Genomic DNA, 15,757 nt, shown 5'->3' with positions numbered 1-15,757 from the left:
TCGCCTTGACGTTCAGAGGGTTAGGAAATGGAGGTTTTGCCCCGCAGGCGACTATGGCAATTTCAGTAGCCGCTGAGATTCCTCGAGCAAGAAATCGACGTCCATGAATGGCTCGTAACCAATGTCTTGCCAACGTACCCGGTCTCGTGAATCGATCAGGAAGGTGCCATGTAGCGGTTGGTTCTCGAAATCGTCCCAACAGCGGTACGACTTGAAAATGTGATGCTGGGCGTCGGCGAGCAACGGGATCTCGATCGGTTTGTCGAAATCGTCGATCCCAGTCTTTAGTGTCTCGGGATCTTCGGTGCTGATTGCGACGATGTCAATTCCTGCCTTGCGAAACTCATTCACTCGAGGTGACATCGCATGCAGCTGTTCCATGCAGTGCAGGCAGCCAAAGCCGAGATAGAAGATGACGATGCGAGGCCGTCCACTGAACTCTTCGGCGCTTGTCAGCGATCCATCGGGCAGTTTGGCTTCCCACGTCGGCGCCTCGTAGGTTTGCCAGCGGAATGGGCCTAGTTCATCCAGCGGGGGTCGATCGCCCAAATCCGCCGCCGGTTCGCGTGGGATTCGCCAATCGCCTTGGACACCGGCTGCTTTGGCGATGTGGCTCAATCGCGACAACAGCGGTGTGTCGATGTCGGCGTCTGCAGCCACGTTTCGCAGTTCTTGGAATTGCTTGATCGCTTCCTCTTTCTGCTCGTTTCGCCATAACAGATCGACCAGAATCGCCAGCGGCCGCACCTCGCCGGTCCGCTTTTTGTATTCACGTTTGGCGATTTCCAACGCCCCCTTCAAATCGCGTGCATCGGCCAACCAGCGTGCTTCGATCAGCGGTTCGAGCTTGGCGTGTTTGGCGTGCTCTTTGAATTTTGCCTCCTCGCGGCGATGGGATGCGGCGGCCGCCGCAGCGCGAGCAATGATGGTGCGGAGCGTTTTTAGGTGCGACTTGATCTGATCGGGGGTCTCTTGCGTTTCCGATTCGTCGGCGTCCGCTTCGGACTTCTCTTCCGATTGTTGTGGCTCGGATTTGTTTGTTTCGGCCTCCTTTGCGGCAGCCGCGGCGTCAGCCAAATCCAGCAGTTTTGTTTCCAACGCGATTCGGCGGCGATTGAGCGACCGCAGGGTTTTGGCACCGCGAGCCGCGTCACCGGTGCGGAAATGGGCAACGGCCAACCAACCGAGCCATTCTTCTTGTTGCGCCGCATCCGAGGTCGGGGGCAAGTAGTAGCCGCCGGATTCTTTGATCAATTCGTCCCACAATGCGAACTGCGTCAGCACTTGTAGCAAGCGTTCGCGACCGTATTTGTAGCTGCCTCGTTTATCGAGGGTGTTGTATTTGGGGTGCTGGGGTAGCGAGACCAGATTTTGGGCTTGGTCAATCGCATCGCGAACCCGTCCGATGTGAATCAGGTTGCGTGTGAGCCATTCATTGTTATGAGCAAAGTTGTGGATTTGGTCGGGCATCAAACGAGCCCGCGTCATATGCGCGTGGTCAACTCGCGCCGACGCTTCCTGTTGCCATGCTGCATCGGCATAGCGGTGAAGTTTCGAGTAGATATGACCCGGCATGTGCCACATGTGGGCAACCCCGGGCATCGAGGGACCGCAATTCGCAGCCGATTCCAGTGCCAACTTGGGCTGCGCCGAATCCCACAGGTGGATGCGATAGTGGTGGGCGGGATGCATGGGATCGACCGCAAAGATTTCACTCAAAAGTGCGTTGACCGCATAGCGACTGGTCAATTTGACTCCTTCGCGGTCGCTAAGCCAGATTTGCAGAACTAGAAACGCTTTGGCTTCGATGTCATCGGGGTACGCATGCAGGATTTTTTCGAGATCGGCGATGAATTTTTCCGCTCGTTTCTTCTTGGCGTCGCTGTCGTCTTTCGGAGCGTCCTCACCAAATTTGGGCAGATAGCGATTGAGGGCATCGATATAAAGTTTCTCGCGTTGATCGGCTCCCTTGTCCTTCTTGGCAACGCCTTCGTCGATCAACCCGCGTGCCCGTTCGCGATTGTTGACGTTGGCCATGGCCATGCCCCAGTAAGCAATCGCCATCTCGGGATCCTCTTTGGCCGCTTGCCGAAACGAACGCTCGGCCTCGAGGTACCAGAATCCATGAAGTTGCGCAACGCCCTGCTCAAAGAACTGCTGAGCACGCTCGGATTTGGTCGACGTCGGAAAGTCGATCTTGGGGATTCCGGGAATCAAGACGGCTTGTTGACGCGGCCCCTCGTTGAACGCTTCGCCGTGAAAACTATGCCCCGCGGTGGTAGACGATTCGTCGTGGTCGCCGCCAGCGGATGGTTCCAACGCCCACAGTTGAGAAGTGATGCACAGACAACACAGCAGGGGAATTGCCGCAAAATAGCGCAGATTCATGGTGAGGCAGGATTTTTGGGGAAGGGAAGGAAATCGCGAGTGTCCGCATTGTAATCGATCGTTACGCGAGAACGGACACCCGAGGTTGCCTATTTTCCAAAAGCACCCTACCGGCTCTCAGCGGTCGCGTGCCTTCCCTTGAACCGGCGAATTTTGGGCTATTTTTTCAATCCAACCGGTTTGCCGTCGAGTTGCCAGTCCTCAGATGCATCGATCCCCAAGTGTTTCAGCGCCGTTGCCGGTGCATCGACGATATACGTATCGGAATCGAACTTGCCTCGCTGTGCCGCATCGCCGCTGACGATCAGGAAACTGTTGTAGATTTCGGGGACCTCGTGGCCGTTGGAATGGCTGGTTCCTTTGCCCCCATGATCCGAGGTGACGACGACTAACCAATCCTCGTTCTCGAAAGACGAACGGGCCTGGATCGCGGTGAGAACGCGACCAATCCTGGCGTCCGCCGCTTGGATCGTTTCCACGTACTGTGGGTTTGCTGGATGAAATCCCGAAGCGTGGCCCGCTTCATCGGTGGCACCCAAGTACAAAAACATGACATCGAGCGACTCGTCAGCGAGTTGTTTTACCGCTTCGTCGGTTGCCGCATCGTCGCGTTTTCCGTAGTCCTTTTCGGTGAACGAGAATCGCTTGTCCGCATTGGCGACGATGTATTGGTCGATCGGTGCCCAACAGATTAACGAAGCGGTTTTTAGCTCGGGCGATTGTTCTTTGACGCGAGCAAAAAAGTGGGGGAATTTGTCGTAGTGCGATACCTTGAATTGGTTGTCCAGTACCCCATGCTTGTCCGCCCAGACCCCTGTCAAAATGCTGCTCCAACCGGGGCCGCTAATGGTGTCCGCAGTGGTGTAACGAGGATGAAAGATGCGTGTGTTGTCCGCATAGATGCCTTGTTCGATCAGTCGATCGAGATTGGGCGTATTCGCTTTTCGCAGCGCGTCAAAACGACATCCATCGATTCCCAGGAACAAAACCTTGGGCGTGTCGGCGGCGACGACCACCACAGGTGACATTAACACAAACGCCAGACAGACAAACCATTTACTTTGCACGATTAATTTCCACTTCGGGTACACGGTTGATGGTCCAGTAGATCTCTTCGTCAAATGCATTCCCGTTGCGATCACGCAGATGCAAAATCAGATGCAATTGATCGGCGGGCTGCATGTCATCGATCTGCAGCTTGACCGCCGAGCCGCTGTTGTCGACGGTGGCGGATCGAATTGCAACTTGGTCGACCCCAACTTCGTCAGTTTTCACAGAAAATTGATCCGATCCATAATTTCGGCTCCAGTGATAGTTCCACTGCGTGGCGTCGTACGAAGTGACATCGGTGGCGACTTTGGGATCGAGTTGAAAGTTGAAACGGAGAGTCAATCCGTCCGGCTGAACTGAGGCATCGGTCACCATTGGATAGGGGCGTCCGGTGTAGCGAAGTCGCTGCACCCCCTTTTCTTCCAATCCAACACGTCCGCCACCGTTCCAGCCTTGCAGTCCTGTTGCATAGACTTGGCCATCGGCGGGGTTCACTTGCCCTCGCATGATTCCGGTCGAAAAGTCAAAGGGCAAGTTGACAATTGCCGCTTGGCTGACGTCATCCACATCTTGGATCATCAAATACGACATCCATCCTTTGCCAAAGCTGGTATGCAGCAGATGGCCTGCGAGCGGACCAAACCGTGGATCATCGACCCAAATTTGCCCGCCTGACGAATTGTCGAATACTTGCGGCATCCAAACCAAGGGCGGGTCAAAGGATTGGGGAGGCACCACTTTGGTGATGTCAATTTTGCCGCCATCGGGCGACCATTTTCCGGGGATCGCATAGGTGGGGACCCAGCCATAGAAGCCGTCTGGTTTTAGCAAGTTGATTTTCGAGGCCGGCGTCCATTGCCCCTGGTTATCGCTGGCGGTGATCCGGCCACCGGGCATGCTGCCCATCCCATTGGGCGTGCGAAAGCCGGTTGAAAAGACCTCACGATGTTTGCCATCAGGCGAAATTTTGAAGACCGCACCTGGTAGCGAAAAATCGGCGCCATGACCGCTTTTGGCGTAATAGAAGTTGCCCTCGTCGTCGGTTTGTAAATCAAAATTGAACGCATGAAAGTTGGTCGACACATCAATGTCGGCACAAAAGCTTTCATAGAAATCGGCCTCGCCATTGCCATCTTGGTCGTGCAATCTCGTCAACCGGTCTTTGCACGTGACGTAGATCTTTCCGTCGACGATCTTTACCCCGAAGGGTTCGTACAGCCCTGCGGCGAACCGTTTCCAACGCAGCTGTAGCAAATCATCATCGATGCCCGAGACAATCCAGATATCACCGCCATGCGTTGCCAAGGCCATTCGGCCGTCGGGAAAGAAATCGAGGGCCGAGGTGCGAAACCAAGTGTTCCAAGGTGTCGATTCAGGAATCGTGAGCGTGTCGAGCGCGTAGCCCCCCTTTTCAAGCCCCAAGTAACCTACTGTTTCCATTTCACCGGGCCACAGCAGCGGGCCACCTGTGGTAAGTGATGCAAGATTTGTCGTCGGGGTAAACGTATCCGCAATTTTGTGTAGCGACGCGCGATCGAGCCCTTCGCTACGAAAGACTTGCAGCGTTCGTGGTCTGGTATCCGCCGGGATTCGCAGCACCAAGCGGTTGCGGTCGTCGGATTGGATCGTCAAATCATGCGAGTCGCCGCGGACAATGGCGGTTGCGTTTTTCGCGTTGTTGGCAACGGCAAGGATCAGTTCACCTCCGGGACCAATCTTTAACTCGTGAACGATCACCTCGCTGCCGACGCGATGTTTCAGTTCCCGCGGAGACTCGAGGATTTCGCGACCATCGATCGCATAGCTGAGAGTCACGCGGTTGTTGTGAAGGTAGTGGCCGTGGTAGTCCATCCACTCCGCTGGCATGGGCCCACGCGGCAGCAAGCCTTTGCGAGAATAGTCGAGCGTGCCACCGTGGCCCCATCGCCAACCGGCAAGTCCGCGGATCGATTCACCATCGGGATTCGCCGTGCCTTCGCCACGAGGACGGATGTGTTGTGTTTCGCTCAGATCGAGAAAACCACCGCTCCACAAATCCGCTTGGTCCATCGAATGCAAATTGTAAGCGATCGTCGTTTCACCCAACCGGATGTTCAGCACGCTGGGGAAATCGCGGCGAAGTTGGGATGCTAGTGCCGGGCCAAAATCACGCTGTACGTTCTCGATCTCGGTTCCATCCTTGGTACCGGTGGGCAGCGATTTTAGCAGTTCGGGTGTGACTTTGACGTAATCAGGATTGTTTCCCTTCATGAACGCTTCGCGGATGTAGTGCACGACTTGGTAACGCTCTTTCGGCGTCAAGTGAGACATCGACGCCATCAATCCGTTGCCTTTGGTTAGCGTCATAAACATCTGGTAGGGATCGGCACCAAATTTTAGCTTTTGAGTTCCAAACGCTCGCGCTGTCGAAAGCGACGGGGTATTGCCGTCGCTGCCATGGCAATCGAAACAGTAGCCGTGATAGATCGCCTCGCCGGCCGCGAAGTCACGGCTGCCCAACCCTTTGATGATCCCGGCATGGTCCAAGTCGATCGAGTCGTCGACGACCCGCAGTTGTTCCGGCGAAGGACGCAGTTGTGATGCTCGTGTTTTGCCTTGGCGAGCCACTTCGATCACGTAGCGAGCGAGGTCGAGGAATTCACGTTGGTCTTTCAGCGATCCGATCAAACCATCGGGCATCAACGATTTTGAATTCACATTGCGTTCTTCGACATCTTCCTGAGGCACGGAAAAATCGCGAGTCAGATCGTTTGACAATCGCATGCGGATCTGTTGGTCATCTTCGTCGGTGATCAAACCGGCATACACTTGCCCGTCCACCGTTAACAACGAAACGGTTTCAAATCCTTTGCGGATGTGTCGTGAAGGAAACAACAGCGACTCGATCAAGTATTCATCAGTCAAATCAGAGCCGAGTTCGGCAAGATTCGGGCCCAGCGGCGAGGCTTGGTCACCGCTGCTGTGGCAATTCACGCAGCCCGCAGCCGATTTAAAGAACACCAAGGCGCCGCGTCTCGCGTCACCTCGCAGTCGGACTTGTTCGGCCAGATCGTGCGGGTCGGTTTCTTTGAGTTGCTGTTCTAGTGGTGCGGCGCGTCGAAGCATTTCCGCCTGCAGCGACAGCGAATGAAAGACAGCGCAAACGAGAATCAGGCAATAAGCAAGGCGAGATGAGATCATGTTGTTGACGGATGCCTAGCAGGGACATCGGCGATTGGAAGGAAGGCGTTCGGGTTAGGCCGAAAGTGGGTGGGAGCGTCCATCATAGTCGATTTTCAATGTGGGATTGGCTTCCAGCGTGTCAGCCGTCCCGCAAGCCAATTTTTGCCTCGTAGACGAGGCCACGAGGTTCCGCACGTCCCGATTGCTAAAGGACTCGTTGCATCGTCCACTACCGGTGACATGCAGCGAAGTCTGCAGACTATTGAGGGCCGAAGACACTCTGAAGGGCCTGTCCCACGCTCCTGCGGCTTATTTATGACCTAAAATACTCTGGATTATTGCCTGCCTTGCGCCCTGGTTCTGCTTGGTTGAGGCCCTGCAACTAAGCTGTACCGTCATTATCCATCCCATTTTGGAGGCTCGACTCCGTGTCGGACTCGATCATCGATCTCGCCAACCGCATGTTTGTCGGCCCGTTGTGGCCGGCATCGATCCTGATTTGTTTGTTGGTTGGCTACACGATCTTGGCGATTGTGGGGTTGGTTGATCTCGGTTTTGACGTTCCGGAGGTTGATTTGGACGTTCCCGACGTGGGCGTCGATCTACCGGACGGCGAAATGATTTCGGTCGACGCCGACTTATTGCAGGGGCTCGGCGGAGCCGCAGTTCGCTGGACCAATTTTGGACGGATTCCCATCGTATTGTGGGGCGGGATCTTCTCGGTCGCGTTCTGGGGAGTCACGTATTGGCTTTGGCACAGCTTTGATTCGGCCCGTTATTCCCCGACTTGGCTGCCCAGCACGCTGTTGTCGATCCGCAATTTTGTGATCGCGACCGGAATTACCAAGTCGGTCACTCAGCCGATGCTAGGCTACTTTGTCGATCCCCCCTTGTACGACGCACGTCGCATGGTCGGTGGCACCTGTGAAATCACCACCAGCGAAGCGACACCGGAGTTTGGTCAAGCAAAATTTCGCACCAACGCAGCTCCCCTACTACTGAATGTCCGCACCGATGGAGCCCGGATCCCCAAAGGGACCGAAGTTCGTATCGTCGGATTTGAAAAACACAAACGCATCTACATCGTCACTCATCTGCCATCGGAGACCGCATCGTGACCTCCTTGTACCTGATCTCGGAAATCAATTGGACCTCGGGTCCAATGTTGCTGCTGTACTTCGTTTTGATCGCGTTCATCGCAATGTTGGTGACGTTCAAACAGTACTACATCGTCGTTGGCCCAGACCGCGCGATCGTTAAATCCGGACTTGGCGGACTCGACGTGACCACCGCAGGCGGCAAGTTCATCGTGCCGATGTTTCATCGCTACGAGTTCATGGATTTGACACTGAAAAGTTTCGAAATCCATCGTCAGGGCAGCGAGGGACTGATCTGTAAAGACAACATTCGAGCGGACATCAAAGTGGCGTTCTTTATTCGAGTCGACAAGACCGACGAAGAAATGCGCGAGGTGGCTCAGTCGATCGGTGCAAAGCGATGTAGCGAACTGGAAACCCTTCGCGAATTGTTCGATGCCAAGTTCAGCGAAGCACTCAAGACGGTCGGTAAGCAATTCGATTTCGTCGACTTGTACGATCAGCGAGACAAATTCAAAGAAGAGATTTTGAAAGTCATCGGTACCGATTTGAATGGTTACCGCTTGGACGACGCGGCGATCGATTACCTCGAGCAAACGCCGCTCGAGATGCTCAGCCCGAACAATATTCTTGACGCCGAGGGAATCAAAAAGATCACCGAATTGACCTCGACGGAAAAGGTCAAAGAGAACCAATTCACTCGCGACAAAGAAAAAACGCTCAAGAAGCAGGACGTCGAAGCGGAAGAGACCATCTTGGAACTCGAACGCCAACGTGTCGAGGCGGTCGAGAAGCAGAAACGCGAGATCGCGGAAATCACCTCGCGTGAACAAGCGTCTGCGGCCAAAGTACGTGAAGAACAGCGACTCGAAGCCGAGCGAGCTCGGATCGCGACCGAAGAAGAACTCGGCATTGCCGAAGAAAACAAAGCACGTCAAATCTTGGTCGCTCAGCGAAACAAAGAGAAAACCGACGCGGTCGAACTGGAGCGTGTCAATCGTGATCGCGACTTGGAAATGACCGAGCGACTGCGAGTGGTCGGAGTCGCCGAGGTCGAAAAAGAGAAGGCGATCGAGATCGAAAAGCGAAACATTCAAGAAGTGATTCGCGAACGTGTTGCGGTCGAGCGGGCCGTGGTCGAAGAGAAAGAACGAATCAAGGACACCGAAGAAATCGCAGCAGCCGACCGGCTGAAGAAAGTCCAAGTGACGGCGGCCGAGATGAAGGCCGAAGAAGAATTGATTCGCGTCACCAAACAGGCGCAAGCCGAAAAGGATTCGAGTACGCTGATCGCGGAAAAGATCCGTATCGAAGCCGAAGCTCGTCGCGATGCTGCCGAGAAAGACACAGCGGCAAAGAAAATGTTGGCCGAAGCCGACGCCGCGACCGCAGCGGCCTCGGGATTGGCCGAAGCGACCGTGCAAGAAGCCAAAGCGACCAGTCTCGAGAAGGAAGGCAGTGCCGAAGCGATCGTGCTCGAGAAGAAGGCGATCGCCGAAGCCAAGGGAATCGAAGCCAAAGCGCAAGCGATCGAGAAACAGGGGTTGGCCGAAGCGAACGTGGCTCGCGAGAAGTACCACAGCGAGGCGACCGGAATCACCGAGAAAGCCGAAGCGATGAAGCAGCTCGACAGCGTCGGCAAGGAACACGAAGAGTTCAAGCTGAAGCTCGAGAAAGAGAAGGACGTCGAGATCGCAGCAATCGATGCTCAGCGTGGCATTGCCGAAAGCCAAGCTGGCGTCATGGGCGAAGCCTTGCGAGCGGCACGAATCGACATCGTCGGCGGCGATGGCGAGTTCTTCGAGCAGATCACTTCGGCCGTCAAGGGCGGCAAGGCGATCGACCGTTTTGTCTACAACAGCCGCGTGGCAACCGATATCAAGGACACGTTCTTTGATGGTAACGCAGATTACTTCCGTGGTCAGTTGTCCGATTTGATCAAACAGTTCAATTTGGACGCTGACTCGGTCAAGGACCTGTCGATCGCAGCGTTGATCGCAAAGATGATGGGATTGGCCAAGACCGATGATGTTCGCTCACAGTTGACCAGTTTGCTGGGCGTCGTGGGCACCGCGAACATCGCCGACCAGAAGGCAAGTCGAATCTTGACTCCCGCCCTGCCCGTCGATGCAAAGCCGAGGAAAGGCAAGGCATAAGTCCAAGCGTTGGCGGGCCGGACCAGCCATCTGCTTTGGCTAGCGGCGAGCGGCTAGCCTTGTTGCAGCGAGTAAAACGTGCGAAACGTACCAAGCGACGCCCCACGCCGCGTCGCGATATAAAACACCCTGGCGGAGGCAATGTCGATCAACCGCGATGCGGTCAATGTTGTTCGCGTTCCGCCAACCTCAGGGCGTTGTCCTGGGCGGACCCGACTCGACGACGCCTTTGGGGCTGAACTAGTCCGCTGCACAATGTCAAACAACACGCCAAACACAATCAACCCGAACCCTTCCATGGCTTCTTGACGTTCACCTATGACCGAGACTCAACTTGCTGCCGGAACGTACGAGGTGCTTCGCAATCGGCTTCGCGACGCATCGTCGGATTTGCGTGCGCGGCTGGCCAAGCTGAACGAAGAACGAGCGACGGTTTTCGGCAATATCGAAACTCGGCTGATCACCACCGAGCGAGTTACTACCGAGCACAACTGTGTGCCTCGTGACTTGATCTCGGTCGGCGACAAGTTCCTGTTTGGTTACAACGTTCAATTCGGGCTGAAAACCGAAATCGAACTGGCCGATGTCTTTTCGGTCTATCGTTTTGCTGAGAATCAATTCCACCAAGAATCGCTCGATCTGATTGGCGACAAGCGTTTCGCCAACGACTTTCACGAGCTGTATCGGTTTTACAAAGGGACGGCATTCGCCCGGTTTTTCCGCGTGGGTCCGATGCTGCATATGGTGTTTCGAGTTGGCAAGAGCCATCGCGACATCAAGAGTTTCAAATGGCGAGTGACGCCCGATTCGATCGAATATCTCGACAACCGCAGCGAGCACGAAGTTCGTGATCCGCAGCAACACGAATTCACTTGGAAACGAACCACTCGCGACCAACACCACTACGGTGCCCACCCCCACATCTCGATCGAAGATCGTGTTTTTATCGAAACCGTAGGCGGTGATTTGACCGTCAAGGTCGAAAACAATACCGATTCGGGGGAAGGCATCTACGCCGAACCGGTCGATCATCACGACCAAAAACTCGATGATGCCGAGATTCATTACGCCATCGTGGGCAATCTCGTGCTGTTGAAGGTGCGTCCCTACCAGGAAGCCAAGACTCGCTACATCATCTTCAACGGCAAAATCCAGCAAGCGGTTCGGCTCGACGAAATCGAACATGCTTGTGTGATGCTGCCCGGCGACCAAGGGTTGATCTTTCCCGGCGGCTACTACTTGCAAACCGGCCAGTGCAAACGGTTTGATCATGGGCTTAGCGACATGCGTTATCAACGCACCATCGCGGCCGCCAATGGCGAAGATTTTTTGTATCTGTTCTACAACCACGATTCCGGCACCTATGTCCAACTTCGCTACAACCTGATTCGACAATCGGTCGATACCCCCTTGGTTTGCAACGGACAAACGCTGTTTGATGCCGGCGAGATGGTTTGTTTTAAAACGCACGATCAGCCGCAGAAGCATCATGCGATCCAGGTCTGGCAAACTCCGTTCACCAGCGCCGATCATGTTCCCGAAAATCAAACCGATTCACTGCTGTTCAAAATCGGTAATAAAGAGATTGTTCGAGGGATGGCTGAATGCAGCGAACTGCTGCAGTTGATCGATAAAGACGACAGCTACGATGGGTTGTATGTCGACTTGGTGAAAAAAGCGTCAGATGTTTTAGATAGCTATTTCTGGATCGACAAACCCGAAACAGAAAAGCTTTCGGAACCGCTGCTGAAAATTCGTGAAGCCGCTGCGGCCGCGGTCGAAGAGTTTGAAAAGGTCGTTCGCGTTCGCCGCGATACGTTGACGCGAACCAATCAAGTGCAGCAGGACGTCGAGTCGCTGATCAAAGAGATCGAGCGTGGACGATTCGAGTCGATCGAAAACTTTGTCGATTCCCTTGCGAAATTGCGACAGCAGCGTGGGCACGCACTGGCGCTAAAAGAACTGCGATACGTCGATCTTGAATTGGTCGAATCGCTTGAAAAAACGACCGCCGAACGTGCCGAACGGCTCAGTCGCCGCTGTGTCGATTTTCTGCTGACTCCCGGGGCCCTCGATCCCTATCAACACCAAGTCACTGCGTCGGGCGAGGCCGTAGGCGAAGTGCAAACGGTTGCCGAAGCGAAAAAACTTGGCGAAACGATTGACGAGTCGGCTAGCCAATTGGAATTGTTGACCGAAACGGTAAGCAATTTGCGAATTGATGACGCGACCAAGCGGACTGAGATTATTGATGCCATCGGCAACGTGTTTGCTTCGCTGAACCGAGTCCGTAGTTCGCTGAAGGCACGCGTTAGCGAATTGGTCAGCGTCGAAGGGCAAGCCGAGTTCGCGTCCCAATTGAAGTTGTTGCAACAGACCACGGCGGGCTATTTGGATGTCAGCGATTCGGCTGCCAAATGTGACGAGTATCTGACCAAGGTGATGGTCCAGTTGGAAGAATTGGAGGGACGCTTTGCCGAGTTTGATGAGTTCATCGTTCAATTGGCTCAGCGACGCGAAGATGTTTACGCGGCGTTCGAGTCGCGAAAGGTCCAGCTGACCGAGAAACGCAATCGTCGCGCTGAGTCATTGTCCTCGGCTGCAGAGCGGATTCTAAAGGGGATCGATTCGCGAGTCCGGTCGATGGAATCGAGCGACGAGATCGCCGCCTATTTCGCCGGCGATCTGATGGTCGAAAAGGTTCGCGACATCATCGTGCAGTTGGGCGAACTTGACGATGCCGTGCGAGTGGAAGATCTGCAGAGCCGGCTAAAAACCATTCGCGAAGATGCATCGCGTCAACTGAAAGACCGCCAAGATCTTTACGAAGATGGCGGCGACGTGATTCGGCTGGGGCAACACCGATTCGCCGTCAACACGCAGCCATTGGATTTGACCACCGTGCTGCGTGGAGGCGAAATCTGTTTGCATTTGACCGGGACTCAGTTCTTTGAGCCGCTTCACAACGAAGCACTCGCGGCAGCAAAGGATCTTTGGAACCAAGAACTGATCAGCGAAAATGCGGAGGTTTACCGCGGCGAGTATCTGGCCGTTGATTTGTTTGAATCGTTGACGGCATCAGGCGCCAATGCGATCGATCCCAACACGATCGATGCGAAATGGATGCAAGCACAATTGGCGGGCCGGTTCAGCGAAGGTTATGCCAAAGGCGTACACGACGGGGACGCCATCCGGATTCTGACAACGCTGTTGAAAATGAATCGATCGATCGGCCTGCTACGTCATTCGCCATCGGTTCGAGCCGCCGCAATGCTTTGGTTCACCAAACTGTTGGATGCCGAGCTGAACAAAGCGATGACCGAATGGATCGGAGGCTTTGCCAAGCTTGCGAAGGCCTACCCCAACGCCAAACCCGCAGTCCAATTTCGTCAGCGGCTTTGCGAACTAGCGTTAGCGGACCACTCACGCTGGGCACCGATCTTTGCAGCAAGTGTGAATGCAGAGCGGATCGCAGACTATTTGTTCGACCAATTGGTTGCCAAGGGGCGTCAAAACACGGTCAGCAAACGGGCCGCCGATCTGTATGATGCATTTGCAGAATCGTTGCCTGCGTCCGAGCGTCAAAAACTGCTTGACGGGGCACTCAAAAATAATCAATCCGATCCGGTGGCTAGTTTCATCCTTGCGCGTAACTGGGCCGAGGCATTTTTGCAGTCGCATGAAAATCCAAATGAGTTGGATCCATCGTCGTTCTACTTAGACGAACTGGCGTGGCTGATTCAATGTGGCGGTAGCGATTCGATGTCGATTGCCGAGGCGACCGTCGCTGAAAAACTCGATTCGATGGCGGGAGCTCACCCCAGGATCGAAAAGGGAGTTTTGAAGCTGCACTATCACGAGTTGCTTGATCGGGTGCGGGGATATCGCGAGGACGTGGTTCCTCGGTTTGAACGATTGCATGAAACGAAAACGCGTTTGGTTGACACCGCACGCGACGAGATGCGGTTGGACGAGTTCAAACCACGCGTGTTGACCAGCTTCGTACGCAACCGTTTGTTGGACGAAGTCTACTTGCCACTGATTGGCGACAATCTAGCGAAACAGATGGGTTCGGCGGGCGCCGACAAACGAACCGATCGGATGGGATTGTTGTTGCTGATTTCGCCTCCGGGCTACGGCAAGACGACGTTGATGGAATACGTTGCCAACCGGTTAGGCATCGTTTTCATGAAGATCAATGGACCGGCGATCGGCCACGGTGTGACGTCGTTGGATCCGGCCGAGGCTCCCAATGCCGCCGCTCGCGAAGAAGTCGAACGGCTCAATCTGGCGCTCGAAATGGGCGACAATGTCATGCTGTATCTCGACGACATCCAGCATACGCATCCCGAATTTTTGCAGAAGTTCATCTCGCTGTGTGATGCGACTCGCAAGATCGAAGGCGTCCGCAATGGAAAAACGCGTACCTACGATCTGCGTGGTCGACGCGTGGCCGTGGTGATGGCGGGCAACCCGTACACCGAGAGCGGCGAGCGGTTCCAGATTCCGGACATGCTTTCCAATCGCGCCGACGTCTATAACCTGGGCGAAATCATCGGCGATTCGGCGGACGCGTTCGAAATGAGCTACCTGGAAAATTGTCTAACCAGCAATCGCGCGTTGGCCCCGCTTTCCACGGTTCCGGTAGAGGATTCGCGTGCGATCATTCACGCCGCCCAGCGAGATTCGTTCGAAGGCATTGAGCTGGAAAGCAATTTGTCGATGGATCAAGTCCGCGAAATGTTCGAGGTGATGCGCAAATTGTTGCGAGTTCGCGATGTGGTGCTGAAGGTCAACCGCGCCTACATTCGCAGTGCCGCGCAGGCCGATTCCTATCGCACCGAGCCTCCGTTTAAATTGCAGGGTAGTTACCGAAATATGAATCGCATCGCCGAGCGAGTGGCGGGCGTGATGAATGAAAAGGAACTGCAGACGCTGATTATCAGCAATTACGAACAGGACGCGCAGACGTTGACCACCGACAACGAAGCGAATGTGTTGAAGTTCAAAGAGTTGATGGGGATCTTGACGGCGGAAGAGAAAGAACGCTGGGATGCAATCAAGTATGCATTCGTCGAAAGCGTTCGGATGCAGGGAATGGATAGCGAAGACCAAGCGGGCCAGTTGATGCGTCAGCTTGGGGCGATGCGAGACGGGCTCGAATCGATCCGCCAAGTGATCGCACGTGCGATCGCGGTGGGCAGCGATGGATCCGAAGAACGGATGGATGCTCGGGTCGATCTGTTGCGGCAAAGCGTAACCGCGTCGGCGTCTCAGCTTTCCGAAACGCTTCACGCCACCAGCAAAAATCTCGAGCGAATCAGCGAACAGCAGGCTGCATCGCCGCCGGACCAGAAAGTCTTGGTCCAGCACAAGGTGCCACGTGTGTTAGCGGATCTTGTCAAAGGCCAATTTCATTTGATGCAAGAATGGATGCGTCCGATTTTGACCGAGTCGCTCGAAAACGGCCGTGACTTAGAAGCGTTGAAATCGCAGCTCGACGCGATGCTGAAAAGCTACCAGCGAATGGAATCAGTGATCGATCCCGGCGACCAGAATATCACTCCGCCGCAATAGAACCTGATTGCAGGACAGCGAAAACTGGCCACGGTTTGTTGATTGAGTGAGCCGCTCGCGCGTCAGCGGCCGGTTCCCACACGCTACCCGGTGCCTTACGGCCCACGGCTCACTGTTGCGATTTGCATTTGGATTAAATCAACAATCCGGTCAAAAGCTTCGCTCCGCACCGTGCTCCCGCTCGCAATTCTTGCCGAGTCTCTCAGGGCAGATCGGCGACGTTGCCCCGGGTTTGTCTTTTGGACTTTGTGTATACTTGCACTACCATCGGTATCGCGGCGGTGCCGAAAAGCGTTCCCCCCCTCCCCCCGACTCCCCCCAACAACA

Annotated in this window: 7 protein-coding genes; 3 read left to right on the top strand and 4 right to left on the bottom strand. The window is 54.9% G+C overall.

Annotated features, from left to right (window positions below; genetic code table 11):
* Positions 1-51: 51 nt before the first annotated feature.
* The 3 genes from ABEA92_RS12030 to ABEA92_RS12020 all read right to left on the bottom strand — a co-directional run bounded on the left by ABEA92_RS12030 (position 52) and on the right by ABEA92_RS12020 (position 6,618).
* A complete protein-coding gene (locus ABEA92_RS12030) occupies positions 52-2,388 on the bottom strand; it encodes a redoxin domain-containing protein (RefSeq protein ID WP_345684078.1) in 2,337 nt (778 codons plus the stop codon).
* A gap of 158 nt (positions 2,389-2,546) precedes the next feature.
* A complete protein-coding gene (locus ABEA92_RS12025) occupies positions 2,547-3,455 on the bottom strand; it encodes an alkaline phosphatase family protein (protein WP_345684077.1) in 909 nt (302 codons plus the stop codon).
* Complete coding sequence (locus ABEA92_RS12020) at positions 3,445-6,618, bottom strand: DUF6797 domain-containing protein (RefSeq protein WP_345684076.1); 3,174 nt, start codon at positions 6,616-6,618, stop codon at positions 3,445-3,447. The genes ABEA92_RS12025 and ABEA92_RS12020 overlap by 11 nt, the downstream gene beginning before the upstream one ends.
* A 410-nt stretch (positions 6,619-7,028) precedes the next feature.
* On the opposite strand from ABEA92_RS12020, the gene ABEA92_RS12015 reads away from it, so the two are divergent.
* Together ABEA92_RS12015 and ABEA92_RS12010 are read left to right on the top strand one after the other, a co-directional pair.
* The gene (locus tag ABEA92_RS12015; protein WP_345684075.1) at positions 7,029-7,718 is read left to right on the top strand and encodes a DUF1449 domain-containing protein; all 690 of its coding nucleotides are present in this window, start codon (positions 7,029-7,031) and stop codon (positions 7,716-7,718) included.
* A 44-nt stretch (positions 7,719-7,762) separates the two neighbouring features.
* Complete coding sequence (locus ABEA92_RS12010; protein ID WP_345684432.1) at positions 7,763-9,853, top strand: SPFH domain-containing protein; 2,091 nt, start codon at positions 7,763-7,765, stop codon at positions 9,851-9,853.
* A gap of 53 nt (positions 9,854-9,906) precedes the next feature.
* Here ABEA92_RS12010 and ABEA92_RS12005 read toward each other — a convergent pair whose 3' ends face one another.
* Positions 9,907-10,152, bottom strand: coding sequence for a hypothetical protein (locus ABEA92_RS12005; RefSeq protein WP_345684074.1), 246 nt, complete (start codon positions 10,150-10,152; stop codon positions 9,907-9,909).
* Between the two features lie 19 nt (positions 10,153-10,171).
* On the opposite strand from ABEA92_RS12005, the gene ABEA92_RS12000 reads away from it, so the two are divergent.
* On the top strand, positions 10,172-15,430 hold the full coding sequence (locus ABEA92_RS12000) for a DNA repair ATPase (RefSeq protein WP_345684073.1): 5,259 nt from the start codon (positions 10,172-10,174) through the stop codon (positions 15,428-15,430).
* Positions 15,431-15,757: the final 327 nt, after the last annotated feature.

Source organism: Novipirellula caenicola (assembly GCF_039545035.1).
Classification (GTDB): domain Bacteria; phylum Planctomycetota; class Planctomycetia; order Pirellulales; family Pirellulaceae; genus Novipirellula; species Novipirellula caenicola.
Note: the sequence above shows the minus strand (reverse complement) of the source record. Positions and strands in the feature narration are given on the sequence as shown.

Bases quoted from the DNA above. Each gene is read 5' to 3' on its own strand.
- ABEA92_RS12030 (WP_345684078.1), bottom strand. From the start codon at position 2,388: ATGAATCTGCGCTATTTTGCGGCAATTCCCCTGCTGTGTTGTCTGTGC.
- ABEA92_RS12020 (WP_345684076.1), bottom strand. From the start codon at position 6,618: ATGATCTCATCTCGCCTTGCTTATTGCCTGATTCTCGTTTGCGCTGTC.
- ABEA92_RS12010 (WP_345684432.1), top strand. From the start codon at position 7,763: ATGTTGCTGCTGTACTTCGTTTTGATCGCGTTCATCGCAATGTTGGTG.
- ABEA92_RS12005 (WP_345684074.1), bottom strand. From the start codon at position 10,152: ATGGAAGGGTTCGGGTTGATTGTGTTTGGCGTGTTGTTTGACATTGTG.
- ABEA92_RS12000 (WP_345684073.1), top strand. From the start codon at position 10,172: ATGACCGAGACTCAACTTGCTGCCGGAACGTACGAGGTGCTTCGCAAT.